Consider the following 24,916-nt stretch of genomic DNA (forward strand, 5'->3'; position numbering starts at 1 on the left):
TCTCCAGGATCGCGGGTTGGCTGGCGGTATGACGATTCTCATCACCGGCGCCACCGGCAAGGTGGGCCGCCGGGTCGCCGCCGGCCTTCACGACCTCGGCGTGCCCTTCCGGGTGGCCGGGCGCGCCAGCACCCCGCCGTTCGACTGGACCGACGACTCGACCTGGGGGCCCGTGCTCGACGGCGTGCGCTCGGCCTTCGTGGTGCCGCTCGACGGCGCGCAGCTCACGCGGCCGTTCCTTGCGGCCGCCGCCGGCCGCGGCGTGCGGCGCATCGTGCTGCTCTCGGGCCGCGGCGTCGACGTGCCGGACTACCTGCCGCCGGACGTGATGGCGGGCAACGTGCACGTCGACGGCGAGGCGGCGCTGCGTTCCAGCCCGGTCGACTGGACCATCCTCCGGCCGGGCTGGTTCGCGCAGAACTTCAGCGAGGGCTTCTTCCGCGACGCGGTCCTGGCCGGCGATCTGCGGCTGCCCGCGGGCGACGGCGCCACGAGCTTCGTCGACGCCGGCGACATCGCCGCGGTCGCGGTGGCCGCGCTGACCGAGCACGGCCACGCCGGGCAGACCTATGAGCTGTCCGGGCCGCGGGCGCTGACCATGGCCGAGGCGGCCGCGGAGATCTCGGCGGCCGGCCGGGAGGTGCGCTACACGCACGTCCCGCACGACGACTTCGTCCGTGAGCTGGTGGATCAGGGCTGGTCGAAGGCCGACGCCGAGGGCCATGCCATCAGCGTGAGCCCGGTCCGCCGCGGCATCGAGGCCTACCTCTCCGACGGTGTCGAGCGGGCCCTCGGCCGGCCGGCCCGCGACTTCCGCGACGTCGTACGCGACGCCGCGGAAGCCGGGGCCTGGGCGTGACGGCCGACGGGGCCCTGACGACGCGGCAGCTGGAGGTGGCCACGCCACCCGCCGCCGGGCGCGCGAACCGCGCCGCGAGATCGCTTCCGCCCTGTTCCTCGGGGCGCGGACGGTCGAGGGGTACGTGGCGGGCGACTGCGGGCTCTGGGGCCGGCTCGGCACGAGGACCCGGCGACGGTGTCGCTGCCGGTCTTGCTGGCGGCGTCGCCCGGTGGCGCGGCCGAGCCGGTCCACCTGACCCTGCGGCAGGGCCAGGTGGCCGCGCTCATCGCCGCCGGTGCCAGCAACGCCGACATCGCGGAGGCGCCGGGCATCACCGAGAAGACGGTCGACAAGCACGTCACTGCGATCAAGGGACGGACCGGCCCGGGCACGCGGACGGCGATCGCTGCGTCCTCCGCACCGGGTCCTCGCCCAGGTCGGCCGACCCGCTCGACCGGCCGAGGCCCGTGCCGCTCAGCAGCGCCAGTCGAAGACGTACCAGTCCGGGTACCACGTGCCGCGGATGTGCGATGCCCAGCAGCCCAGGTAGAGGCGGTAGTTGCGCTTCTGCCGGCAGTCGGCGATGCCGTTCGTGCACCACTGCGTGCCCGAGGACTGCGTGGTGACCGTCTGCTGGGCCGTCGCCGCTCGGTCGGGCGTGGCGTGCGCGGGAGGGGTGAGCAGGCCGCCGACCGCGAAGGCGGCGACCACTCCTGTCGTGGCGAGGCGGGACGCGAGGCGCATGGATCGACTCCTAGATCGCTGACTCGGACGAGTTCGACGCTAGGGAGTCGCTCTTTCGCCCCTGCTTCACGATCGCTTCATGAGTCCTGTTCCGGCCGCGGCCGCCTCATCGCCGCGATCGAGCCGGTGCGCTGAAGGCCCGAGAATGACGAGACCCCAGGCCGTTGCCGCTCTGGCCTGGGGTGGAGGAGCGCGCCCGAAGGGATTCGAACCCCTAACCTTCTGATCCGTAGTCAGATGCTCTATCCGTTGAGCTACGGGCGCTCGATCCGCACGAGCGGACCGGTCACCGAGTGTACCGGTCCGAGCGGCCACGCCGAAATCGGATAACGTCGCGGCCCGGCGTCCGTCTGCCACCAGCGCGGAGACCACCTATACCGTGTGACATAACACCGCACCCACGACGAAGGGTCACTGCCCATGGGCCTGCAGCCGGCCAGCCTGACCATCACGAACACTCGCATCTTCGACGGCTCCTCGGCCGAGCTGACCGAGGGCGACCTGCACATCGTCGACGGCGTCATCGTCGGTCCGGAGACGCGGGACAGTGCGGACCGGAGCGCGACCACGATCGACGCCCGGGGCGGCACCGTGGTTCCCGGGCTGATCGACGCGCACTGCCACGCGTACGGCATCGGGCTGGACATGGTCGGCATCGAGTCGAGCCCGCTGAGCTACGTCGCGCTCAAGGCGGCCCGGCGGCTGAACAACGCACTGCGTCGGGGCTTCACCACCGTGCGGGACGTCGCGGGCGGCGATCACGGACTGGCCCGCGCCATCGACGAGGGGCTGACCGCGGCGCCCCGCTACTTCTACACCGGCCCCGCCCTGTCCCAGACCGGCGGCCACGGCGACCCCCGCCCGGGCGACCACGACCTGTGCGTCGGCCACACGCACATGACCGAGGTCGTCGACGGTGTGGACGCCGTGCGAACAGCGGTCCGCGACCGGTTCCGCCGTGGCGCCCACGCGATCAAGATCATGACGTCGGGCGGGGTGGTGTCGCTGACCGACCCGATCCGACGGCCGCAGTACAGCCCCGAGGAGGTGCGCGCCATCACCGACGAGGCCGCTCGCCGCGGGTCGTACGTCGCCGCACACGCGTACTCGCCCGAGGCGATCGAGCACGCCGTCACCAACGGCGTCCGCTCCATCGAGCACGGCAACCTGCTCGACGGGGCGACCGCTCAGCTGATGGCCGACCACGACGCGTTCCTGGTGCCGACGCTGGCGGCGTACGACGCGCTGGACCGCCGCGGCGACGCCCTGGGCCTGAACCCGATCTCGCAGGCCAAGAACCGCGAGGTCCTCGACTCCGGCAAGCGTGCCATCGAACTGGCCGCCGCCGCTGGAGTGAGGGTCGGCTTCGGCACCGACCTCATGGGCGACCTCGAGGACGACCAGCTCATCGGGCTGCGGCTGCAGGTCGAGGTGCTCGGGGTCCTCGGCGCGCTCCGCAGCGCGACCTCGGTCAACGCCCAGCTGCTGGGCCGCGACGACCTCGGCCGCATCGGCGCGGGCGCGGCCGGCGACGTCGTCCTGTACGACGGTGACCCCTTCGACGACCCGTCGCTGCTCTGGACCGACGGCGGCCGCCGCACCGTCGTCCGCGCGGGCGCCGTCGTCTGACCGAGCGGAGCACCGAACCCGCAGACTGGTACGTACCACGATCACCAACTGGTGAGGTGAGGTACGTGCCAGTGTCTGTTTTGTCCCGATTTTTGGAACCCGGTGTGGTCCTGATCACCCCAGCGTCGGTTCCAGTCCCTGAGATGCCGGCCCTAGCGTGCTGAGCATCCCCGCGGAACCACTCCCCGCCTCCGAATGGCCTGAGGCCGGGAGGCTTCCGCATACCCGGAACGCGCTGCAGGGCCGACTGCGCGCACCGACACGAAGAGGGTGACCGCTACATGACGACGTTCGCCGAACCCGGAGCAGCACACGATCTCGACGACGCGCCTACGTCCCACGCCCGCCTGCTCGCCTGGGTCCGCGAGGTCGCGGAACTGACCCAGCCGGACCGCATCCACTGGTGCGACGGGTCCGACGAGGAGTGGGCTGCCCTCACCGACGAACTCGTCGACGCCGGCACCCTCGTGCGGCTGAACCCGGAGAAGAAGCCGAACTCGTTCTGGGCCCGCACGGACCCGACCGACGTCGCCCGGGTCGAGGAGCGCACCTTCATCTGCTCGGTCGACGAGGCCGACGCGGGGCCGACCAACAACTGGCGCGACCCGAACGAGATGAAAGCCGAGATGACCGAGCTGTACCGGGGCTCGATGCGCGGCCGCACCATGTACGTCATCCCGTTCTGCATGGGCCCGCTGACCGCCGAGAACCCGATGTTCGGGGTCGAGCTGACCGACTCGCCGTACGTGACCGTGTCGATGCGGATCATGGCGCGGATGGGCGCCCACGTCCTCGACGCGATGGGCGACGACGCCCCCTTCGTGCCGTGTCTGCACTCGGTCGGCGCGCCGCTGGAGCCCGGGCAGGAGGACGTCGCCTGGCCGTGCAACGAGACCAAGTTCATCACCCAGTTCCCCGAGGAGCGGATGATCTGGTCGTACGGCTCGGGCTACGGCGGCAACTCGCTGCTGGGCAAGAAGTGCTACTCGCTGCGCATCGCCAGCGCCATGGCGCGCGACGAGGGCTGGCTCGCCGAGCACATGCTCATCCTCAAGCTCACCGCGCCGCACGGCTCCGTCCATTACATCGCCGCCGCGTTCCCGTCGGCCTGCGGCAAGACCAACCTCGCGATGCTCGAGCCGACCATCCCGGGCTGGAAGGTCGAGACGCTCGGCGACGACATCGCCTGGATGCGCTTCGGCGAGGACGGCCGGCTCTACGCCGTCAACCCCGAGATCGGCCTGTTCGGCGTCGCGCCCGGCACCGGCTGGAAGACCAACCCGAACGCCATGCGCACCATCGCCAAGGGCAACAGCGTCTTCACCAACGTCGCCCTGACCGACGACGGTGACATCTGGTGGGAGGGCATGACCGACGAGGAGCCGGCCCACCTGACCGACTGGAAGGGCCGCGATTGGGACCCGCGGTCGCCGGAGCCCTCGTCGCACCCGAACTCGCGCTTCTGTACGCCCATCGAGCAGTGCCCGATCATCGCGCCGGAGTTCGACGACCCGCGCGGCGTCCCGATCTCGGCCATCCTGTTCGGCGGCCGCCGCCGCACGACGATCCCACTGGTCACCGAGGCGCGTGACTGGACGCACGGCGTCTTCATGGGCGCGACGCTGTCCTCGGAGACGACGGCGGCAGCCACCGGGCAGGTGGGCGTCGTCCGTCGCGACCCGATGGCCATGCTGCCGTTCATCGGCTACAACGCCGGCGACTACTTCGCGCACTGGATCGCCATGGGCAAGGACGCCGACGCGATCAAGCTGCCGAAGATCTTCTACGTCAACTGGTTCCGCCGCGACGACGACGGCGGCTTCCTGTGGCCGGGCTTCGGCGAGAACGGCCGCGTGCTCAAGTGGGTCGTCGAGCGCATGGAGGGCCTGGCCGCCGCGACGGAGACGCCGATCGGCCACGTGCCCACGCCCGAGGCGATCGACACCACCGGCCTCGACCTGACGCGGGAGCAGCTGGCCGCCTGCCTCGCCGTCGACCCCGAGGAATGGCGCGCCGAGGTGCCGGGCATCGCCGAGTGGTTCGACAGGTTCGGCGACCACCTGCCGACTCTGCTGTGGGCCGAGCTCGACGGGCTGAAGGCGCGCCTGGGCCTGTGACGACCGACCGGACCCGGCACGTCGCGTGCCGGGTCCGGTCCAGGGTCCGGGTCACATTCGTCCAAGCGGCGATGGCGGCCGTGCTCTAGCGTCGGTGGCGCAGGCCTCGGACGAAGGGAGCCACCATGGCCACCGTCACGCCCTATCTGTGCGCCAAGGACACCGCCGCCGCGCTCGTCTTCTACGCGACGGCGTTCGGCGCGGTCGAGACCACGCGCTGGACGAACCCGCAGGACGGCACCATCGGCCACGCCGAGTTCACCGTCGAGGGCGCCCGTGTCATGATCGCCGACGAGTGGCCCGCCGGCGGCGTGTACGCGCCGGACCCCGGCCGCACCGCGGTGTCGCTCGTCCTCACCGTCGACGACGTGGACGGCTTCTTCGAGCGGGCGGTCCGGGCCGGCGCCACCGTCGACCGGCCGGTCACCGACTCGCCGCACGGCCGCGGTGGCTGGCTCTACGACCCGTTCGGCCACCGCTGGCACATCACCTCGCCTGAGACGCTCACGAAGGACGAGCTGCGGCGCGCCGTCGGCGACGAGTACGTCATCGATTGACGGCGGCGTCGGCCTGCGGTTCTCGTCAATACCCGGCCGCCAGCAGCGCCGCGTCGATGGCCCGCGCGGTGTCGAGCACGACCTCGCCGTCGCTGTCGAGGCTGGCCGCGACCGAGACGGAGATGTCGTCGCGGCGCCACGCGACCTGCACGTTCGACGGCGACCCCAGCGAGGCCCACGCCTCGGACCCGAGGTCGTCGATCGCGTGCGCGTCGCCGCCGAGGAGGCTGTCGATGCCGACCCAGTCGTCGTAGCCGGAGACGCTGACGGCGATCTCGTGGCCGTTGGTGCCGGTCCAGGCGCAGGCCGGCCCGAACTCCGCCGGGTCGGACATGTCCTCGGGCGTCGGCCCGGCGCCGAGCACGGCGGTGATCGCCTCGACGCCGAGCGTGCAGGCGTCGATGGGCTGCGCGACGGGATCGGCGGCCGGTGGGTCCTCGATGCCGCCGTCGCCGCCGGTTCCTCCGGTGCCGCCGTCGGTCCCGGCCGCCCCCGAGGCGTCACCGCCCTCGGCGGCCGCTCCGGCCGCGTCACCACCGTCGGCGGCCGCTCCGGTCGCGTCGCCGCCCTCGGCGGGCTGGCCGGAATCGGCGGCGGGCGCCTCCTCGGGTGCCTCCGCGGCGGCGGGGGTCTCGCCGGGCTCCGTGGGCGCGGCGCCGGGGTCGGCGGGCGTGGAGTCCCACGCGGGGGTCGCCGAGGAGTCGCCGGAGGCTTCGGCGGAGTCGTCGCCGCCGCATCCGGTCAGCGTGACGGCGGCCGCCACCATGAGGGCAGCCGCGACCGCGGACCGCTTGGACGAAGTGTTCACCTGCGGATACCTCTCGTGAGCACGTCGAAGCAGGTCCTGACCCTAGCAACTGGCATGGCCGGATATCGATGGCGGATCGGGTAACGGTCCAGGAACAACGCCGTCGTCGAAAGGGCCGTGCGATGTCCGATTCGCCCAGCTTCAGTCTGTCCGGGTTCGTCATCGGCGCTCCGGATCCCCGGGAACTGGCCGACTTCTACCGGCGTCTGCTCGGCTGGCAGGTCCGCGACGACGCACCGGAGTGGGTGGTGCTGCGCAGCCCGGCGGTCGGCCCGACCCTCGCCTTCCAGCGGGAGAAGCGATTCCGGCCCCCGGTCTGGCCGGCCGACGGCGACCATCAGCAGATGCTCATGCACCTCGACATCGAGGTCGACGACCTCGAGGCGGCCGTGAACCACGCCGTCGACTGCGGCGCCCGGGTGGCGGGCTTCCAGCCCCAGGCCCACGTCCGCGTCTGTCTCGACCCCGTCGGCCACCCGTTCTGCCTCTACGTCGGCTGACACGCGGCCCGGGGACGACTCAGGGCCGGTCCTGGTCAGGACCGGCCCTCAGTGTTCGTGCTGGCGGTGCGGAGGCGGCGGGATTTGAACCCGCGAGAGGGTGTGAGCCCTCAACCCGCTTAGCAGGCGGGCGCCATAAACCGGGCTAGGCGACGCCTCCTTCGCCCGGATGCAAGACCGGGCGACGCAAGGCTACCGTTCCAGCGCCGGAGACGGCAAAGTCAGGTGGTGTGAGACCTGGCGCACGACTCTGGCGCGACCGCCGCGACGCTGGCGAGCAGCTCGGCGCGGCGGTCCAGGAGCAGCTCGGCGACGTCGAGGACGTGCTGGTGCTGGGGCTGCCGCGCGGCGGCGTGGCCGTCGCGGCGGTGGTGGCCGGCGCCGTCGGCGGGGAGCTGGACGTGCTCGTGGTGCGGAAAGTGGGCGTGCCCTGGCAGCCGGAGCTCGCGTTCGGCGCCGTCACGGCGTCGGGGCACCGGGTCGTCAACGGCGAGGTCGCCCGCCGCATCCGTCTGGAGCCCGCCGAGGTCGAGGGCGCCTTCCGCCGCGCACAGGCCGCCGCCGAGGACCGGGAGCGGCTGCTGCGCGGCGACCGGCCGCCGCTGCGTCTCGCCGCCAGGACCGTCGTCCTGGTCGACGACGGCATTGCGACCGGCGCGACGATCCGGGCGGCGGCGGAGCTGCTGGCATCGGCCGTGCCCGGGCCGGGCCGGGTCGTCGTCGCCGTGCCGGTGGGACCGAGCGACACCGTCGAGGACCTGGCCGGCGTCGTCGACGCCGTCGTGGTGCTGCGGATCCCGCCGACGTTCAACGCGGTGGGCGAGTGGTACGAGGACTTCACCCAAGTCGACGACGCCGACGTCAGGGCACTCCTGAACCGGTGATCGTGGTCACGTCGGCAACTCATCGGTGGGTTCGAGCGTCTTGTTACAGAGACGGTGACACGGACGTCCGGGCCGGGCCACGGCTCGGTGTGACTATCCTGGCTTCGGCGAACAGAGCGGATCATGAGTGCTGACGACCCGCGCGAGCGCAAGGAGGGGTGACCGGCAGGTGGCGCGTGCACGACGAGCTCAAGGTGCTCGACGCGCTCGATTGCAGTCGCGCCGGCAGCAGCGCAACCAGCGCTACGGCCGGTTCATCGGCCTCACCGCACTTGGCTCGCTGATCCCCGGTACCGGCCTCATCGCCGCCGGTAAGCGCCGTGCGGGCACGACGGTCCTCGTCGTCCTGGCCGCGCTCGCCATCGTCGGGCTGGCCGTGCTGGTGCTCGTCCCGACGTCCGAGCTGATGTCGTACGGCGGCGACCGGCAGATGATGCTGATCGTCGGCACGCTGCTCGCGGCCGGCGCGCTCGCCTGGCTGCTCATCGCGCTCGGGTCGCACCGGTCGCTCGAGCCGGACGGGCTGTCCACCGGCAAGCGGTTCGCCGGCGCCCTCGTCGTCATCCTCTGTGCGTCGGTCGTCGTCGCGCCCATGGCCCTGGGCTCGCGGTACGCCTTCACGCAGCGCGAGCTGGTGGGCAACCTCGCGTCGTCCGGCGGCAGCAACACGACGCCGCAGGTCGACGTGTCCGATCCGTGGGCCGACAAGCCGCGGCTGAACGTCCTGTTCCTGGGCGGCGACGCCGGCGAGGGCCGCACCGGGCTGCGTCCGGACACCCAGATCCTCGCCAGCATCGACACCGAGACCGGCGCGACGACGATGATCTCGCTGCCACGCAACCTGTCGCAGATCCCGTTCCCCGAGGGCACCCCGCTGGCCGAGGCCTACCCCGACGGCTTCACCGGCGGCGGCGACCCGCTCGAGTGGATGCTCAACGCCGTCTACGCCAACGTCCCGCGCGACCACCCCGAGGTGTTCGAGGGGGTCGGCGACCCCGGCGCCGACGCCACCAAGTGGGCCGTCGAGGGCGCCCTCGGCGTCGAGGTCGACTACTTCATCATGGTCGACCTCAACGGGTTCGAGGCGGTCGTCGACGCGCTCGGCGGCATCACGGTCGATGTGCCGCGCGACATCCCGTGGGGCAACAAGAGCCTCCCCGACGGCAGCTGCACGCAGGCCAACGGCTACATCGAAGAGGGCGAGGACCAGCACCTCGACGGCTTCTACGCGCTCTGGTTCGCCCGCTCGCGCTGTGGCAGCGACGACTACGAGCGCATGGAGCGGCAGCGCTGCGTCATGAACGCCATCGTCGACAAGGTCGACCCCGCCACGCTGCTCGCGCAGTACCAGAGCCTCGCGACGGCGGCCGGCGACATCATCACCTCCGACGTGCCGGCGGAGCTGTTCCCTGAGCTGATCAAGCTCATGGTGAAGGTCCGCTCGCAGCCGCTCGAGAGTCTCACCCTCGACAACGACTTCTTCGGCAGCATGGGCACCACGTCCAGCGACCCCGACTACGACCAGCTGCACGCGCGCATCGCCGAGATCCTCTCCGACTCCGCCGAGACCCCGCCGGCTGACGCGACCACGCCGCCCGGCGACACCACCGAGGCGACCGGCCAGTCCGCCGACAACGCCGAGAGCGACCGAACCGCCTCGATCGAGCGGGCGTCCGGCAGCACCGAGGAGCCCGAGAACGACGGCGGCAGCGGCGAGCCCGAGGACGGCGAGACCGACGAGCCCGCCGCCGACGAGCCGGTCGACGCCGGCGCCGTCTGCTGACCGGCCTACTCGTACAGCACGTAGTCCGGCGTGGGCACCAGCGCCAGCACCTGGGCGGGCGTCATCAGCGGGCCCATCTCGGTGTCCTCGTCGAAGAACAGCTTGAAGCCGGGCGCGACGTGCGGCGGCTTCGTCGCCATGAGCGTGGTCCAGGTCTGCTCCTTGCTGCCCTGGTCGCCGATGCCGTCGACGCTCTTGATCGGCAGGACGCCCGGGTGCGGCAGCAGTGCGGCCTCGTTCTCGACCACTGACGCGTGCACCTGGTGGAACACCATGACCTTCTCGGGCAGGTCGTGCTCCTGCACCAGCGCCGACAGGTAGGCGGCGACGGAGTCCAGCTCCGCGCCGGTGGTGCTGCCGTAGACGTCGCCGGGCACCTCGCCCGGGCCTACGGCCCACTCCGGATCCAGCGCCAGCCCGACGTCGGGCTCGAGCAGCCAGCGCTCCAGCCGCGTGACCTCGGGGAGGAAGTCGGCGCGGCCGGGCTGGATGTTGAGCAGCAGCAGGGCGCCGTGGCGGCGGGCGGCCGCGAGGTATGCCGCGATGACGTCGTCGGGCTCGTGGGTGCGGTACAGCCCGTCGGCCGCCGGCGACCCGTGCGCCACGACGGTGATCAGCTCGAAGACGGGCAGCACGGTGCGGCCGTCGACGGCGTACTCGGCGGCCAGCGCGGCGATCTGCGCGGTCGCGGCGTCCAGCGCCTCCGGCTCGAGCCGCCCGAACGCCGGCGACCGCCCGCCCGCGAACCCGACCAGCCGGTGATCGGGCAGGATCGTCGTCCCGCCGCCAGGCAGGGTGGCCGACGGCGACGGCGACGGTGTCGGGCCGGGGGTGGGCGTCGGCGTGGGGCTCGGTGACGGCGTCGCCTCGGGTGATGCCGACGACGGGGCGGCGGACCACGGTGTGGGCGTGCGTGCGGAGTCCGGGACGCCGGCGCCCCCGGCACACCCGGCCGCCGTGAGGACGGCCGCCGTCAGCAGGACGAGAGATCTACGCACTCATGGCAGTGTGCCCGGTATGTCCGGGCGGCATGCGGCCTCAGCCCAGATCGTCGTGACCGGACAGCGGCCGGTAGCCGCGGTCGCGGTTGAGCCGCCCGCGCAGCTCGCGCGCCAGCGCCCGCGGCTCGACGTCGATCGACGCGGTGCGGATGAGGCTCTGCCGGCCGCCGGAGAGGTCGACCGAGACGATCGCGCCGTCGGTCTGCACCTTGCGGACGTCGCGCCAGGGCACCCGCCGGCCGACGCCGAACCCCGTCGCGTTCACGAAGCCGTCGTCGTCGAGCACCAGCCGGGTGCCGCGGCCGAACACCCGCAGCACGCCGACCACCAGGATGACCAGCGCCACCACGGCGGCCAGCCCGAGCAGGACGAGCAGCGTGCCGCGCAGCCAGCCCGCGAGGTCGACCGACAGCACCACCGTCAGCGCGACGACGACCAGCCCGAGACCGGCGGCGCCCACCCCGACGCCGCGGACCGCGAGCTGGGCCGGTGGACCGTAGACCGTGCGAGTCACGCCGACAGTGTGACACGCGAGTGCAGGTCAGCCCATGTGCGGGGTCAGGCCGTGGAGGCCAGCCGGGCCCGGTTCTCGGCGATGATCCGGCAGAGCGGGCACAGGTCGAGCCCGTGCCGGCGGGTCCAGCCGGAGAGGGTCGCGCGAGCGTGGTGCGGCGTCGAACCCACGGTACCCAAGTCGCCGCATTGGTCGCAGACGATGGCCACCTGTGCGCTCATGGTGCTCCTCGCTGTCTGTTCGTGCGCCGCCCCCGCGGCGCGTTCCCACCCTGTGTCAAGGATGCCTGACCGATAGTGATGTGGCTTGCAAACTCGCCGGACATCGCGACCGAACGCATCCGTGACCTGCTGCCAGGCTAGCGAGAAGACCACCGCGAGGTGGTGGAAATCGATCAATCGGCCACGTTGACGGCATTGACGGCATCGACCAGTGCGCTGTGGTGTCCGGGCCGGCTGATCCAGTGCTGTTGGCGGAGGGCATGGGATTCGAACCCATGAGGACGGAGAGGGCCCCGCCCTAGAACTTTTCAAGAGTTCCCCGTTCGGCCACTCCGGCAGCCCTCCAGGCAGTGCAAGTGTGCCATGCCCCGCCTGTGGCAGCATCGAGCCGGTGAGAGAGGGCGAGACGCCGCTGCCGGGCGGCCGGGTCGGCGGCGCGGTCCGCGTCGGCGACACCGTGCGGCGCCCGGCGGGACCGTGGACGCCCGCGGTGCACGCCCTGCTCGGCCACCTGCGCTCGGCCGGCCTCGACGGCGTCCCCGAGCCCCTCGGCCTCGACGAGCAGGGCCGCGAGATCCTGACGCTCGTCCCCGGCCGCACCATCGCCCGCGACGAGGTCGTCTCCGATGCCCTGCTGGCCGACGGTGTCCGCTGGCTGCGCCGCTACCACGACGTCGTCGCCGGGTACCGGCCCGCCGGCGAGGTGCAGTGGCGGCACGGACGGCGCGCGCTCCGCCCCGGCGAGCTCGTCTGCCACAACGACCCCGCCGCCTACAACTGGATCGCCGGCGGCGACCGCGTGGTCGGCGTGGTCGACTGGGACATGGCAGGTCCCGGAGTCCCCCTCGATGACCTCGCCTTCGTCGCCTGGATGTCGCTCCCGCTGCGCGTCGCCGCTCCCAGCGCTGTGGTCGCCGCCCGGCTGCGGCTGATGGCGTCCGCATACGGCGACGTCGACCCGGTGCGGCTTCTCGATCACGTCCGTGCGCGGATGACGATGGCGGCTGACCGGATCGAGGCCGGCCAACGCCGTGGGGATCCCGGACTGCTGAACCTCGCCGCCGTCGGCGAGCCCGGGCGGACGCGCGCCGCCCTCGCTGCTCTCGAGGACCGCGTTCCCGCGATCAGGGACGAGTTGGGTCGCTGCTGAGGGTGGGGCGGGGACGCCGGCGGTTCGCTGCGCCGGCTCTGCGACCAACCAAGGTGTACAGCCGGCGCGGCCACTTTAGGCCGGCTCCGCGAACCGCCGGCGTCCCCGCGGTCTGGTTGCGTCGCGTTGTCGGCTTTCTGTGCGAGCTTGCCGTCAGCCGGTGGCGGCGGGGCGCGATTCGTCGGCGGACCATTGGGACCAGGAGCCGGGGTAGAGGGTCGCATCGATGCCGGCGACGGCGAGCGCGGCCAGTTCGTGGGCCGCCGTCACGCCGGAGCCGCAGTAGACGCCGACCGGGCGGGTGCCGTCGACGCCGAGGGCGGCGAAGCGGGCGCGGAGGTCGCCCGCCGGCAGGAAGCGGCCCGCCGGGTCGAGGTTGTCCGCCGTCGGGGCGCTGAGCGCGCCGGGGATGTGGCCCGCGCGCGGGTCGACCGGTTCCACCTCGCCGCGGAACCTCTCGGCCGCACGGGCGTCGAGGAGGACGCCGTCGGCCGGCAGCGCGGCGGCATCGTCGGCGGACAGTGTGGCCAGTGCGCCGGGGCGCAGCGTCACGTCGCCCGTCGGCGGCGTCACCGAGCCGGACTCCAGTGCGCCGCCCGCGGTCGTCCAAGCGCTCAGGCCGCCGTCGAGCAGCCGCACGTCGGAGAGGCCGGCCCAGCGCAGCAGCCACCAGGCGCGTGCCGCGGACATGCCGCCGAGGTCGTCGTACACGACGACGGTGTCGCCGTCGCGCACGCCCCACCGCCGGGCCGCTCTCTGCAGCACCGCGACGTCGGGCAGCGGGTGGCGTCCGTCGGCCGGTGACGGCGGCGCGGACAGCTCGGTCTCGAGGTCGGCGTAGACCGCGCCGGGCAGGTGGCCGGCCAGGTAATGGTCGTGGCCGTGCGGATCGCCGAGCTTCCAGCGGACGTCGAGCAGCACGGTGCGCTCCCCCGAGGCCATGCGCTCGCCGAGCTCCTCGGTGTCGATCAGCACGCTCATGCCGAGCACGCTAGTCCACACCCACCCGCAACCCGCGGGTTGCGCCAAGGATCGTCATGTGCAACCCTGGGGTTGCTCTAGTGAAGGGATCGAAGCCACCATGACCAGCGACCGCATCGAACGCGACATCGTCATCGCCGCCACGCCGCGGCGGGTGTGGGACATCGTCACCCGGGCCGAGCACCTGGGCACCTGGTTCGCCGACTCCGCCGCCGAGATCGACCTTCGGCCCGGCGGCGCGCTCACGCTCACCTGGAAGGAGTACGGCGTCTCGCACGGCGTCGTCGAGACCGTCGAGCCGCACACCACGTTCGCGTTCCGCTGGGCCGTCGACGACCGCCGGCCGGGCGACGGCAACTCGACCCGAGTCGTGTTCACCCTGACGCCCGACGGCGACGGCACCCGGTTGCGGGTGGTCGAGACCGGGTTCGCCGCGCTCGCCGGCGGCCCGGAGCGGCAGGCCACCCACCTGGAGCAGAACACCGAGGGCTGGCGGCTCGAGCTCGACGAGCTGCGCGCCTACGCGGAGTCCGTCGCGGCATGAGCCGCCCCGCAGCGGCAGCGCTCGACTCCGTTCTGGTGGCGCTGGCCGAACCGACCCGCCGGCAGCTGCTCGACCTGCTCGCCGACCGCGGCGAGGCCAGCGCCAGCACGCTCGCCCAGGCGCTGCCGGTGACCCGGCAGGCCGTCGTCAAACACCTCACCGTGCTCGACGGAGCCGGCCTGGTCACCGGGCGGCGGGCCGGCCGCGAGGTGCTCTACCGCGCGCGGCCCGAGCGGCTGACCGAGGCGGCCCGCGGTCTGGCCGACCTGGCGACGGCGTGGGAGTCGCGCCTGGCCGTCATCAAAGCACTGGCAGAAGCACCGGAAGGAGACCCGTCGTGACGTTCCAGGGCAGCGTCAACATCGCCATGAAGATCCCCACGGCCCAGTTCGACCAGACCGTCGCGTTCTACCGCGACGTGCTGGGCCTCCCGGCCGAGGACGTCACCGGCACCGAGATCGCGGCCGGCGTGTCCCGCAGCGTCGGCGTCGAATTCGGCCCGAACCGGCTCTGGCTCGACGAGGTGCCGAACTACAGCCGCTCCGACGTCTGGCTGGAGCTGTCGACCGACGACGTGCCGGCCGCGATGGAGCGCCTGGCGGCGGCCGGCATCACGCCGCGGGACGAGCTGGAGCCGTTGCCGGACACCATGCGGGCGCACTGGATCGCCAACCCCGCCGGCGTCGTGCACCTGGTCGCGCAGGCCCGCGACCCCGACTGAGGACATCCGGACGTCTTCGGTCCGGAACCACGCCTAGAGTCGCGGCCATGGCGATGCACTGGACCCTCGGCGGCGACGCCGCCGACCCGCACGCGCTCGCGGCGTTCTGGGCCTTCGCGCTGGGCTACGTGCCCGAGCCGGGCTACGAGGACCCCGACGGCGCCTCGATCGTCGATCCCGACGGCCACGGCCCGGCGATCGGGTTCCTGCGGGTGCCCGAGCCGAAGACGGCGAAGAACCGGTTGCACATCGACCTCCGGGTCGCCGGCGAGCCGCCCTGGGACCGGCTCGAGCGTGCGGACCTCATCCGGGCGAAGGTCGCCGCCCTCGCCGGCCGAGGCGCCACCGTCGTCCGCGAGGAGCAGTACACGGACGAGCGCGGTAGCGTTCTTGGCCACGTCGTCATGCTCGACCCCGAGGGCAACGAGTTCTGCGTCGCCTGATCGCTAGTGGGTGTCTGACGGCGCCGCGGGCCGCGACCACGTCTCGTGCATCGCGATGACCGCGCTCGAGTGGGCCCGGCCGTCGGACCCGCCGACCTCGGGCCGCCCGAGCACGCGGGCGCCGTCGACCTCGAGGGTGGCGTCGGTGCAGAAGGTCAGCAGGTTGGTCAGCGTCCAGGGCACGCCGCCGAGCCGCCAGGCCTCGGCCTGGCCGGGGCGCGTCTCGACCGGCCGGCTGATCGTCGTGACCACACGGGTGCCGTCGGCGCCGATGACCTTCGCCCGGGCGTGGTCGGGGCCGATGTGCCACTCGACGACGTCGCACTCGACCGGCTCGCCGATCTCGGGCAGCCCCTCGAGCTCGGGGAACCAGCGGCTGAACGTCTCGGCCAGCCAGGTGCCGAGGGTGAGATCGGGCGTGAGCAGCCGGACGACGTCGTCACCGTCGACCCAGACCAGGACCGCGAGACCGGAGCCATGGACGCTCCACTCCGCCTCCCACAGCGACACGAACCCGGCACGCGACTGCGCGCGCATGAGCGTGGCGCACGGGTTGGCCCCGATGAACTCGACCGGCATTCAGCCGAGCGTAGTGACGTTCAGGTCGTCGTGGGCGTAGGCCGCGCGAATGATCTTCTTGTCGAACTTGCCGACGCTCGTCTTCGGGATCTCGGGGACGACGGCCCAGCGCTCCGGCAGCTGCCACTTCGCCACCTTCGACGACAGGAACTCGCGCAGCTCGGCGACGTCGACCTCGGCGCCATCCTTGACGACGACGGTGGCCAGCGGCCGCTCGCCCCACGTCTCGTCGGGGACGCCCACGACAGCGGCCTCGACGACGGCGGGGTGCGCGGCCAGGTGGCCCTCGAGCTCGACCGAGCTGATCCACTCGCCGCCGGACTTGATGACGTCGCGCGCTCGGTCGGTGAGGCGCAGGTAGCCGTCGGGCGTGACGGAGCCGACGTCGCCGGTGCGCAGCCAGCCCTCGTCGAAGTGCTCGTCCTCGTCGTCCTTCTCGAGGTAGTACGACCCGGTGATCCACGGCCCGCGGACCTGCAGCTCGCCCACCGACTCGCCGTCCCAGCCGACCTCGTCACCGTCGAACCCGACCAGCCGGGCCTCGACCGGCGCCACGAACCGCCCCTGCGCGAGCCGGTATCCGTCGACGTCCTCGTCGGCGGCGTCGACCGGCGGGCGCGAGAACGTGCCGAGCGGGCTCATCTCCGTCATGCCCCACGCGTGCAGCCCGCGGATGCCGCGCTCGTCGAGGGTCCGCATCAGCGTCTCGGACATCGCCGACCCGCCGACCACCACCTCGGTGAGCGAGGAGACGTCGACATCGGGGTTCGCCTCGAGGTACTGCAGCAGCCCGATCCATACCGTCGGGACCCCGGCGCCCTTGTTGGGCTGGGCCGCCGCGATGAACGCGGCCAGCGGTGCCGGGGTGAGGAAGCGGTCGGGCATGGCCAGCGACGTGCCGGTGCCGAACGCGGCGTAGGGCAGCCCCCACGCCAGCACGTGGAACTGCGGGACGACGGTGAGCAGCAGGTCGCGCGCGGAGAGGTCGAAGACGTCGGGCATGGCCTCGGCCAGCGCGTGCAGGTAGATGGAGCGGTGGCTGTAGACGACGCCCTTGGGATGGCCGGTGGTGCCGGACGTATAACACATGGCGGCGGCGGAGCGCTCGTCGACGTCGGGCCAGTCGTAGGTCTGGTGCTGGGCCGCCAGCAGCGTCTCGTAGTCGTACACACCGACGCCGGAGCCGTCGAGCACCGCGCGGTCGGCCTGCCCCGCGACGATGACGTGGCGCACCGACTTCAGCGCCGGCAGCAGCTTCGCGAACCCCGGCAGCAGCGAGGCGTCGACGATGACGACGCGGTCGGCGGCGTGGTTGGCGATGAATGCGATCTGCTCCGGGAACAGCCGGATGTTCAGCGGGTGCAGGACCGCGCCCATGGCCGGGACCGCGAAGTACGCCTCGACGTGGCGGTGGTTGTTCCACATGAACGTCGCGACGCGGTCGCCCGGCTTCACGCCGAGGCTCGCCAGCGCGCCGGCCAGCCGCGCCGCGCCACGGGCGATGTCGCGGAAGCGCACCTCGTGCGGCCCGGAGTCGGTGGCCGTGACCACCCGGCTGCCTCCGTGGATCGTCGCTCCGTGTTCGAGCAGCCGGCGCACCGACAGTGGAACGTCCATCATCGTGCTGGTGATCACGAGACCTCCCCATCGAGGACCCGGCGACGCCGGCGTCTGTCGGTTCCACCCTGCCGCAGGATCGTCGCTGGTGGAAGTCATGATCCACGGTAACGGCCGCGTCACACGGCCGGAGTTCGCGACATCACCTTGTAACCGCCCGTGCCGTCCGGGGAAACGCCGGGGGACGACGCTGTCCGCGATCGGATGTCGCAATGTCGCGGCTCAGCAGACGGATGGGGAGGGGACGGCACTCCATGGATACCGGAGACACCGCCTGGATACTCGCGTCCACGGCACTCGTCATGCTGATGACTCCGGGCCTCGCGCTGTTCTACGGCGGCATGGTCCGCGCGAAGAGCGTCATCAACATGATGATGATGAGCTTCGGCGCACTCGGCGTCATCAGTGTGCTGTGGATTCTCTACGGATACTCGATGGCCTTCGGCACCGACCTCGGCGGCGGTCTCCTCGGCGACCCCAGCGAGTTCTTCGGGCTCACGGGTCTGATGGACCCGGAGGCACTGTCCGGCACGATTCCGACGATGCTCTTCGTCGGTTTCCAGGGCATGTTCGCCGTCATCACGGTCGCGCTGGTGTCGGGCTCCATCGCCGACCGCGCGAAGTTCTGGACCTGGCTGCTGTTCGCGGCCGTGTGGGGCACGCTCGTGTACTTCCCGGTCGCGCACTGGGTGTTCGCGTTCGCCGACGGTGACGGCGGCTGGATCGCCGACCGCCTGCTGGCGATCGACTTCGCCGGTGGCACCGCGGTCCACATCAACGCCGGTGCGGCCGGCCTGGCGCTCGCGCTCGTCCTCGGGCGGCGCCGCGACTTCGCCAAGGGCTCGCACCGTCCGCACAACCTGCCGCTGGTGCTGCTCGGCGCCGGCCTGCTCTGGTTCGGCTGGTTCGGGTTCAACGCCGGCTCGGCCGTGGGCGCCAACGGGCTCGCCGCGGTCGCCCTGGTCAACACCGTGGCGGCCACGGGCGCGGCGATGCTCGCCTGGATCATCGTCGAGAAGGTCCGCGACGGGCACGCGACGTCGCTGGGCGCGGCGTCGGGCACGGTGACGGGCCTGGTCGCCATCACCCCGGCGTGTTCGGCGCTGAACCCGGTCGGCTCGCTGATCCTCGGTGTGGTCGCCGGTGCCATCTGCTCGCTGGTGGTCGACCTGAAGTTCCGGCTCCGCTACGACGACTCGCTCGACGTCGTCGCGGTGCACCTGGTCGGCGGCCTGGTGGGCACCATCGCCATCGGCTTCCTGGCGACGGCGGACGCTCCGGCCGGCGTCGACGGCCTGTTCTTCGGTGGTGGAGTGGACCAGCTGTGGCGGCAGGTCGTGGGCGCCGGCGCGGTGCTCGCGTACTCGTTCGTCGTCACGTACCTCATCGGCCTGGTGCTGCAGAAGACCATCGGCTTCCGGGTCGACGACGACCACGAGGTGGTCGGGGTCGACCGCGTGCACCACGGCGAGTCCGGCTACGAGATCGGCGCCGAGGAGTCCGAGGACGTCGTCATGGCCCGCGCGGCCGAGCCCGCGGCGGCGGCCGCACCGGCGGCTCCGGCCCCGGGTCGCGTCCTCCCCGCCGGAGGTGACGTCGCGACGGCGTGATCGGTCCGGTTCGACCCGCCGCGGCCCGGGGTGTCTCGCCCCGGGCCGCGGCATTTTCGCTTCCCCCAGGAGGGCCGGGCACAACCGGCGGCGAGAGGAGCCGGAGGCCTCCTCGACGGCGTCGGTGCGAGATACAGGACCGCGCGGCTGTCCATGGGCTTGCTCGGCCCGACGACTCCCTGTGGTTGGGTGGGGCGATGGAGCCCGACCCCGTGAGCGAGCTCGGCACCCGTGGCACGGCGTGGTCGCCCGAGACCCGGCTCTACTCCGACGGCGTCGTCATCGGCGCGGACGGCGGCCCGGTGGTCGTGCCGGCCCGCAGCGGGCTGCGCCGGCTGCCCGGCACCGGCTACCTCGACCCGGAGTCCGGCAGCCTGCCCGGCGCGGCCCTCGCCGCCGCCGACGAGGTGGCCATGGCCCGCGAGATCCTGGCCGGCACCGACCTCCCGGGCCGCGGCACGCCGTACGAGGCGATGGCCGAGGAGGCGCTGCTCGACATCGGCGTGCTGACCTACCCCAACGGTGCCGCGGTGGCGGCAGGCAGCCCGTACTGGCGCTACGTGTGGCCGCGCGACGCCGGGTACATGGCCGCCGCGCTGACGGTGGCCGGCCGGCCGGAGCTGGCGTACGCGCAGCTCGCGTACGTGGCGGCCATGCAGGAGGACGACGGCACCTGGCAGGCCCGCTACCTGCCCGACGGGTCGCGCGGCGTGCCGGACGACCGGGGGCTGCAGCTCGACGGCATCGGCTGGACGCTGTGGGCCGCGTGGGTCTTCGCGGGGGCGACGGCGAGCGACCCGACCCCGCTGGCGGCGCTGATCCGGCGCGCCGCCGGCGCCGCGCTGGCCGCGCTGGATCCCGCTACCGGCCTGCCGCGGGCGTCGCAGGACTTCTGGGAGATGGACCTCGACGAGGCGACGCTCGGCTCGGCCGCGCCCCTGCTGCTCGGCCTGCGCACCGGCCGCGACCTGCTCGCCCTGGTGGGCGACCACGAGCTCGCCGCCCGGGCCGCCGACGGTGCCGACCGGCTGGCCACCGCCGTCACCGACGGGTTCGGTGCGCACGGCTACGCCCGGCGGATCAGCGGCACCGGCGGCCGCGACGCGTCGGTCGCGTTCCTGCTGCCGCCGTTCGCCCGGCCGTCCCGCGGCGTCGACGCGGCCTGGCGCGCGGCCGTCGACGCCACCACCGTCGGCAACGGCGGCGTCCGCCCGGGCGAGGAGTGGACCGACCGCGACACCGCCTGGACGCCGCAGGTCTCCCTGCACGCCCTGGCCGCGGCGTCGCTCGGCGACTCCGCTCTGGCGCACCGGCTGCTCAGCTGGCTCGACCTGCGCCGGACGGTCCTCGGCGCGCTGCCGGAGAAGGTCACCGCCGACGGCCGGCCGGCCGCCGTCGCGCCGCTGGGACTGACCGGCGCGACCGTCCTGCTGGCGCTCGCCGCGCTCGACGGCCGCCCGCTCCCGGTGCCGGCGAGCTGACGCCGTCGCGCGGGGAGATAATGCGTCATGCGCCGGTTGCGGTTCGTGCTCGTCCTCGTGGTGACGGTGCTGGTGGCCGGCATCGCCGCGATTCTCGTCGCGCTGACCACCGGCGACAACGGCGACGAGGTGGCGGCGGGTGATGCCGCCGGCGCCGCGGAGCCGACGCCCGACCTCACCGCCACCGCGGAGATCCGCCGCTCCTTCAACCGCTCCGGGCTGGTCGTCATCGCCGTCACCAACCACGGCGGCGAGCCGGTGCACGTCACGTCGGCCGAACTGCTCAGCGACTCGTTCGAGGAGACCGGGCCGCAGCCGCTGGACTCCACCATCCCGCCCGGCGACATCCCGCGCGACCTGCAGGTCGAGTACGGTCTCGCGCGCTGCCCCGACGGCGTCGACTCCACGACCGCCCAGGCGCGGGTCGCGCTCACCGCTCAGGCCGAGGGCGGCGACGAGCACGCGCTCGTCCTCGACCTCCCTCACCCCAACGGCACCCTCGACCGGCTGCTGCGGACCGACTGCGCCGCACAGGTGCTGAGGGAGTCCGTGTCGCTGACCATGAGCCCGCTGGTGCCGGCCGCCGACGGCACGCTCACCGGCCTTCTCACCGTCACGCCGGTCGACCCCGGTGTCACGCCGAGCATCACCGACACCCGCGGCAGCGTGTTGTTCGAGGTGACCCCGCAGCCCGACCCCGCGCTGCCGCCGGGACAGCTGCGCATCCACTCCGACGTGCTGCGCTGCGGCGGGCACGCCATCGGCGACGCCAAGAGGCCGTACGGCTTCACCGCGTGGGTCGACCTCGGCGCGGGCGAGCCGATCCCCACCGCCATCCCGGTCGACGACGCTCAGCGCGCCGCCCTCGATGCGATGCAGGCGCTACGGTGCGCCGGCCGCAACGACGAGAGTTGACGCCGCGCGGGTCGTCGAGAACGGCGCCGTGGCTCCGACCCACTGCTGAGAGCACCCCACGGCGGTGCTCCTGACGACGGGGAGCGACCCGATGAAGTACATGCTCATGATGTTCGGGGACACCGGCACCATGATGGCCACGCACACCAAGGAGCAGATCGAGGAGATGATCGGCTTCATGATCCAGCTCGACAAAGACCTCGAGGCGTCCGGCGAGCTGGTGTTCCAGCAGGGTCTCGCCGATCCGAGCACCGCGAAGACGGTGGTGCTGCAGGACGCTCTCCCGGTCGTGACCGACGGGCCGTTCGCCGAGGCCAAAGAGTCGCTCATCGGCTTCTGGGTGGTCGACGTCGAGAGCGAGGAGCGCGTCATCGAGCTGGCCGGGCAGATCGTGAGGTACTCCGGCCGGCTCGAGATCCGCGTGGCGATGGACGCACCAGAGGATCTGTGAGCCTCGAACCGGCGATCGAGGACCTGCTGCGCACCGCCGCGCCGCAGGCCCTCGGCGTGCTCGTGCGCAAGTACGGGCGGTTCGACGCGTGCGAGGACGCCGTCCAGGAGGCGTTGCTGGCCGCGGCGCAGCAGTGGCCGGTCGACGGTGTTCCGGACAGCCCGCGGTCCTGGCTGGTCACGGTCGCGTCGCGCCGGTTCGTCGACGAGGTGCGCGGCGCCGAGGCCCGGCGCCGCCGCGAGGAGACCGTCGCCACGCTCGACCTCGTCGAGCAGGGCGAGGTCGAGCAGTCCGACGACACCCTGATCCTGCTGTTCCTGTGCTGCCATCCGGAGCTGCCGCTGCCCGCGCAGCTGGCGCTCACGCTGCGAGCGGTCGGCGGCCTGACGACGGCGGAGATCGCGGCCGCCTTCCTGGTCCCCGAGGCGACCATGGCGCAGCGGATCAGCCGCGCGAAGCAGAAGCTCAAAGCCGGTGGCGCCCGGTTCGACCCGCCCCCGCCGGCCGAGCGGACCGAGCGGCTGCGCGCCGTGCTGCACGTGCTGTACCTGATCTTCAACGAGGGGTACACCGCCAGCTCCGGCACCCGGACGCTGCGGGCCGACCTCACCGCCGAGGCGATCCGGCTGACCCGGCTGCTGCACCGGCTGGCGCCCGGCGACGCCGAGGTGGCCGGCCTGCTGGCACTCATGCTGCTCACTGACGCGCGCCGCTCTGCCCGCACCACGGCCGACGGGGTCCCGGTGCCGCTGGCCGAGCAGGACCGGTCGCGCTGGGACGCCGGCCAGATCGCCGAGGGCGTCGCGCTGCTGACCGGTGTGCTCGGCGGCGGCGCGGTCGGCCCGTACCAGCTCCAGGCCGCCATCGCCGCGGTGCACGACGAGGCGGCGACGGCCGACGCCACCGACTGGCCGCAGATCCTCGCTCTCTACGAGGTGCTCGAGAAGGTGGCGCCCGGCCCCGTCGTCACACTCAACCGCGCCGTCGCCGTCGCCAATGTGCACGGGCCGCGGGCCGGGCTGGCGCTGCTCGGCACCCTGGGGGCTGACGACCGGATGACGCAGACGCACCGGCTGGACGCCGTCCGGGGCCACCTGCTCGAGCTGGCCGGCGACCCCGACGGCGCCCGCGCGGCGTATCTGCGGGCGGCGCGGCGGACGGCGAGCGTGCCGGAGCAGCGCTACCTCGCGCTGCGCGCCGCCGGTCTCACCTGACCACGCGGTAGCGGACGTGCGTGGCGACGTCGGTCGGGACGGTGTGGACATGCTCCAGCCGGACATGCTCGGCGCCGGTGCGGTCGAACAGCCGGATCCCGTCACCGAACAGCACCGGCACGATGTGCAGCGAGATCTCGTCGAGCAGGCCGGCGGCGAGGTACTGCTGGGCGACGTTCGCCCCGCCCATGACGGCCACCGCGCCGTCGCCGGCCACCGCGCGGGCCTGCGCGAGCGCGTCCTCGATGCCGGTGGTGACGAACGTGTAGACGCCGTTCTCGGGCGACTCCGCCGGCGCCTCGTGGGTCAGCACGATCAGCGGCCGCCGGGCCGGGCCGGTCGGGCCGTCGGCGCCCCACCACCGGAGCGAGTCGTCGTAGTTCTTCCGGCCGGTGATCAGTGCGCCGAGCCCGCCGACCGAATCTGCGGTGAACTCGCGGTTGACGTCGTCGGCACCGAAGGCCCAGTCGTGCAGGCGCTCGCCACCCTTGCCGAGGGGCTCGTCGGGGGTCTGGCCGCCCGCCGTGATGAAGCCGTCGAGGGAGATGCTGATGTCGAGTACGAGTGTGTTCATGCCCCGTGTAACGACGCCGCGCGCGTCGACTCATCGGTCGAGCACGCGACTTTGCAGAATGTCCCGATGGACGACTTCTCGACGGCGATCAACCAGCACCGGCGCGAGTTGCACGTGCACTGCTACCGGATGCTCGGCTCGTTCGACGACGCCGAGGAGGTCGTCCAGGACGTCCTGCTGCGGGCGTGGACGCACCGCGACTCCTACGAGCACGGCACCAACCTGCGCGCGTGGCTCTACCGCATCGCCACCAACGCCTGCCTCGACCAGCTGCGGCAGCGGTCCCGGCGCCTGGAGCAGGTGCGCTCGTTCGCCGAGGTGCCGTGGCTGCAGCCGTACCCGGACCGGTTGCTCGACCAGGTCGCGCCCAGCGCCGACGAGCCCGAGGCCGTCGTCGTCGGGCGCGAGACCATCGAGCTGGCGTTCATCGCCGCCATGCAGCTGCTTCCCGCCCAGCAGCGGGCGGTGCTGGTGATGCGCGAGGCCATCGGCTGGTCGGCGGCCGAGACCGCGGCGATCCTCGAGACGACGGTGCCGGCGGTGAACAGCGCGCTGCAGCGGGCCCGGGCGACACTGCAGCGCGAGCGGCCGACGCCGGAGTCGGGCGCGCCGCGCACCGCGCTCACCGCCGACGAGCGCGACCTGCTGCACCGCTACATCGCCCTCAGCGAGCGGCCCGACACCGACCGCATGGCGGCCCTGGTCCGCGACGACATCCGGGTCACCATGCCGCCGCAGCCGGTCTGCTACGACGGCTGGGCCGCGCTGGCCCCGCTGCACGTGGCCGCCGCCCGGCACGGCGACTGGCGGCTGCTGCCGACGACGGCGAACCGGATGCCGGCCGCCGCCTGCTACCTGCGCCCACCCGGCGAGACCACGTTCGCCGCGTTCAAGCTCGACGTGCTGCGCATCGAGGGCGGGCTGATCGCCGAGGTCACCACGTTCGGCCCGGAGCTGTTCCCGGCCTTCGACCTCCCCGCCGCTCTACCAGGAGCACCCTGAGGCACCACCCGCGCCTGGTGCGTGGAGGTGCTCAT

Annotated in this window: 27 protein-coding genes, 3 tRNA genes and 2 pseudogenes; 20 read left to right on the plus strand and 12 right to left on the minus strand. The window is 72.8% G+C overall.

Translation table 11 applies throughout. From position 1 onward, the window contains the following. Window positions 1-28 precede the first annotated feature (28 nt). Window positions 29-859: an NAD(P)H-binding protein gene (locus E1212_RS03305; RefSeq protein ID WP_131979080.1), complete on the plus strand. Its 831-nt coding sequence runs from the start codon at window positions 29-31 to the stop codon at window positions 857-859. A 177-nt stretch (window positions 860-1,036) separates the two neighbouring features. Then, a pseudogene (locus tag E1212_RS30990) lies at window positions 1,037-1,204 on the plus strand (helix-turn-helix domain-containing protein); the annotation flags it as partial. A gap of 111 nt (window positions 1,205-1,315) precedes the next feature. Here E1212_RS30990 and E1212_RS30315 read toward each other — a convergent pair. Beyond that, window positions 1,316-1,585 carry a hypothetical protein gene (locus E1212_RS30315; protein ID WP_238992232.1) on the minus strand — a complete coding sequence of 90 codons (270 nt, stop codon included), beginning with the start codon at window positions 1,583-1,585 and terminating at the stop codon, window positions 1,316-1,318. Window positions 1,586-1,776: 191 nt separating this feature from the next. Further along, window positions 1,777-1,849: transfer RNA gene (locus E1212_RS03315), tRNA-Arg, on the minus strand. Between the two features lie 156 nt (window positions 1,850-2,005). Here E1212_RS03315 and E1212_RS03320 point away from each other — a divergent pair. From E1212_RS03320 to E1212_RS03330, 3 genes are all read left to right on the plus strand, one after another. Next, on the plus strand, window positions 2,006-3,214 hold the full coding sequence (locus E1212_RS03320) for a metal-dependent hydrolase family protein (RefSeq protein ID WP_131979083.1): 1,209 nt from the start codon (window positions 2,006-2,008) through the stop codon (window positions 3,212-3,214). A gap of 281 nt (window positions 3,215-3,495) precedes the next feature. Next, complete coding sequence (locus E1212_RS03325; protein ID WP_131979086.1) at window positions 3,496-5,331, plus strand: phosphoenolpyruvate carboxykinase (GTP); 1,836 nt, start codon at window positions 3,496-3,498, stop codon at window positions 5,329-5,331. Between the two features lie 125 nt (window positions 5,332-5,456). Continuing rightward, a complete protein-coding gene (locus tag E1212_RS03330) occupies window positions 5,457-5,888 on the plus strand; it encodes a VOC family protein (protein WP_131979089.1) in 432 nt (143 codons plus the stop codon). A 25-nt stretch (window positions 5,889-5,913) separates the two neighbouring features. Here the strand turns inward: E1212_RS03330 and E1212_RS30995 are convergent, their stop codons facing one another. Then, entirely contained in the window at window positions 5,914-6,222 is a 309-nt protein-coding gene (locus E1212_RS30995; RefSeq protein WP_420814348.1) for a hypothetical protein, read from the minus strand. Between the two features lie 72 nt (window positions 6,223-6,294). Between E1212_RS30995 and E1212_RS31000 the strand changes: the two are divergent. Beyond that, window positions 6,295-6,480, plus strand: a pseudogene (locus tag E1212_RS31000) (hypothetical protein); the annotation flags it as partial. A gap of 338 nt (window positions 6,481-6,818) precedes the next feature. Next, a complete protein-coding gene (locus E1212_RS03340) occupies window positions 6,819-7,196 on the plus strand; it encodes a VOC family protein (RefSeq protein WP_131979092.1) in 378 nt (125 codons plus the stop codon). Window positions 7,197-7,265: 69 nt separating this feature from the next. Here the strand turns inward: E1212_RS03340 and E1212_RS03345 are convergent. Then, window positions 7,266-7,356, minus strand: a tRNA-Ser gene (locus E1212_RS03345). A gap of 70 nt (window positions 7,357-7,426) precedes the next feature. Between E1212_RS03345 and E1212_RS03350 the strand changes: the two genes are divergently transcribed. After that, the gene (locus E1212_RS03350) at window positions 7,427-8,080 is read left to right on the plus strand and encodes a phosphoribosyltransferase (RefSeq protein ID WP_131979095.1); all 654 of its coding nucleotides are present in this window, start codon (window positions 7,427-7,429) and stop codon (window positions 8,078-8,080) included. A 211-nt stretch (window positions 8,081-8,291) separates the two neighbouring features. Then, window positions 8,292-9,863, plus strand: a complete 1,572-nt coding sequence (locus tag E1212_RS03355) for an LCP family protein (protein ID WP_131979098.1) — start codon at window positions 8,292-8,294, stop codon at window positions 9,861-9,863. 5 nt (window positions 9,864-9,868) lie between these two features. On the opposite strand, the gene E1212_RS03360 is transcribed toward E1212_RS03355, so the two are convergent. From E1212_RS03360 to E1212_RS03370, 4 genes are all read right to left on the minus strand, one after another. Further along, complete coding sequence (locus E1212_RS03360; protein ID WP_131979101.1) at window positions 9,869-10,861, minus strand: hypothetical protein; 993 nt, start codon at window positions 10,859-10,861, stop codon at window positions 9,869-9,871. A 40-nt stretch (window positions 10,862-10,901) separates the two neighbouring features. Beyond that, complete coding sequence (locus E1212_RS03365; protein ID WP_131979104.1) at window positions 10,902-11,378, minus strand: hypothetical protein; 477 nt, start codon at window positions 11,376-11,378, stop codon at window positions 10,902-10,904. Between the two features lie 44 nt (window positions 11,379-11,422). After that, window positions 11,423-11,599, minus strand: a complete 177-nt coding sequence (locus tag E1212_RS29215) for a hypothetical protein (protein ID WP_162605284.1) — start codon at window positions 11,597-11,599, stop codon at window positions 11,423-11,425. A gap of 249 nt (window positions 11,600-11,848) precedes the next feature. Continuing rightward, window positions 11,849-11,944, minus strand: a tRNA-Ser gene (locus tag E1212_RS03370). 46 nt (window positions 11,945-11,990) lie between these two features. Here E1212_RS03370 and E1212_RS03375 point away from each other — a divergent pair. Continuing rightward, window positions 11,991-12,749 (plus strand): phosphotransferase, encoded by a 759-nt coding sequence (locus E1212_RS03375; protein ID WP_203416297.1) that lies wholly within the window; start codon window positions 11,991-11,993, stop codon window positions 12,747-12,749. A gap of 153 nt (window positions 12,750-12,902) precedes the next feature. On the opposite strand, the gene E1212_RS03380 is transcribed toward E1212_RS03375, so the two are convergent. After that, window positions 12,903-13,730 carry a sulfurtransferase gene (locus E1212_RS03380; protein ID WP_131979107.1) on the minus strand — a complete coding sequence of 276 codons (828 nt, stop codon included), beginning with the start codon at window positions 13,728-13,730 and terminating at the stop codon, window positions 12,903-12,905. Between the two features lie 100 nt (window positions 13,731-13,830). Between E1212_RS03380 and E1212_RS03385 the strand changes: the two genes are divergently transcribed. The 4 genes from E1212_RS03385 to E1212_RS03400 are packed head-to-tail and all read left to right on the plus strand — an operon-like array spanning window position 13,831 to window position 15,438. Then, window positions 13,831-14,274, plus strand: coding sequence for an SRPBCC family protein (locus E1212_RS03385; protein WP_131979110.1), 444 nt, complete (start codon window positions 13,831-13,833; stop codon window positions 14,272-14,274). Next, window positions 14,271-14,615: an ArsR/SmtB family transcription factor gene (locus E1212_RS03390; RefSeq protein ID WP_131979112.1), complete on the plus strand. Its 345-nt coding sequence runs from the start codon at window positions 14,271-14,273 to the stop codon at window positions 14,613-14,615. The genes E1212_RS03385 and E1212_RS03390 overlap by 4 nt, the downstream gene beginning before the upstream one ends. Beyond that, window positions 14,612-14,995, plus strand: coding sequence for a VOC family protein (locus E1212_RS03395; RefSeq protein ID WP_203416299.1), 384 nt, complete (start codon window positions 14,612-14,614; stop codon window positions 14,993-14,995). Before E1212_RS03390 ends, E1212_RS03395 begins: the two co-directional genes overlap by 4 nt. A 47-nt stretch (window positions 14,996-15,042) precedes the next feature. After that, window positions 15,043-15,438, plus strand: a complete 396-nt coding sequence (locus E1212_RS03400; protein ID WP_131979115.1) for a VOC family protein — start codon at window positions 15,043-15,045, stop codon at window positions 15,436-15,438. Between the two features lie 3 nt (window positions 15,439-15,441). Here the strand turns inward: E1212_RS03400 and E1212_RS03405 are convergent, their stop codons facing one another. Together E1212_RS03405 and E1212_RS03410 are read right to left on the minus strand one after the other, a co-directional pair. Continuing rightward, window positions 15,442-16,017: a hypothetical protein gene (locus E1212_RS03405; protein WP_131979117.1), complete on the minus strand. Its 576-nt coding sequence runs from the start codon at window positions 16,015-16,017 to the stop codon at window positions 15,442-15,444. After that, window positions 16,018-17,649 carry a long-chain fatty acid--CoA ligase gene (locus tag E1212_RS03410; RefSeq protein WP_131979289.1) on the minus strand — a complete coding sequence of 544 codons (1,632 nt, stop codon included), beginning with the start codon at window positions 17,647-17,649 and terminating at the stop codon, window positions 16,018-16,020. A gap of 239 nt (window positions 17,650-17,888) precedes the next feature. Here E1212_RS03410 and E1212_RS03415 point away from each other — a divergent pair, with 239 nt between their 5' ends. The 5 genes from E1212_RS03415 to E1212_RS03435 all read left to right on the plus strand — a co-directional run bounded on the left by E1212_RS03415 (window position 17,889) and on the right by E1212_RS03435 (window position 23,305). Next, a complete protein-coding gene (locus E1212_RS03415; protein WP_131979120.1) occupies window positions 17,889-19,244 on the plus strand; it encodes an ammonium transporter in 1,356 nt (451 codons plus the stop codon). A 212-nt stretch (window positions 19,245-19,456) separates the two neighbouring features. Further along, window positions 19,457-20,725, plus strand: a complete 1,269-nt coding sequence (locus E1212_RS03420) for a glycoside hydrolase family 15 protein (protein ID WP_203416301.1) — start codon at window positions 19,457-19,459, stop codon at window positions 20,723-20,725. A 27-nt stretch (window positions 20,726-20,752) separates the two neighbouring features. Then, window positions 20,753-21,640: a hypothetical protein gene (locus tag E1212_RS03425; protein WP_131979126.1), complete on the plus strand. Its 888-nt coding sequence runs from the start codon at window positions 20,753-20,755 to the stop codon at window positions 21,638-21,640. A 91-nt stretch (window positions 21,641-21,731) separates the two neighbouring features. After that, the gene (locus tag E1212_RS03430; RefSeq protein ID WP_131979129.1) at window positions 21,732-22,091 is read left to right on the plus strand and encodes a YciI family protein; all 360 of its coding nucleotides are present in this window, start codon (window positions 21,732-21,734) and stop codon (window positions 22,089-22,091) included. Next, window positions 22,088-23,305: an RNA polymerase sigma factor gene (locus E1212_RS03435; RefSeq protein WP_131979132.1), complete on the plus strand. Its 1,218-nt coding sequence runs from the start codon at window positions 22,088-22,090 to the stop codon at window positions 23,303-23,305. Before E1212_RS03430 ends, E1212_RS03435 begins: the two co-directional genes overlap by 4 nt. Here E1212_RS03435 and E1212_RS03440 read toward each other — a convergent pair. Then, window positions 23,298-23,879, minus strand: a complete 582-nt coding sequence (locus E1212_RS03440; protein WP_131979135.1) for a dihydrofolate reductase family protein — start codon at window positions 23,877-23,879, stop codon at window positions 23,298-23,300. The genes E1212_RS03435 and E1212_RS03440 overlap by 8 nt on opposite strands. Here E1212_RS03440 and E1212_RS03445 point away from each other — a divergent pair. Continuing rightward, complete coding sequence (locus E1212_RS03445; protein WP_275296147.1) at window positions 23,775-24,881, plus strand: RNA polymerase subunit sigma-70; 1,107 nt, start codon at window positions 23,775-23,777, stop codon at window positions 24,879-24,881. The two genes, E1212_RS03440 and E1212_RS03445, sit on opposite strands and share 105 nt — an antisense overlap. Window positions 24,882-24,916: the final 35 nt, after the last annotated feature.

The organism is Jiangella ureilytica, from assembly GCF_004348545.1.
GTDB lineage: Bacteria > Actinomycetota > Actinomycetes > Jiangellales > Jiangellaceae > Jiangella > Jiangella ureilytica.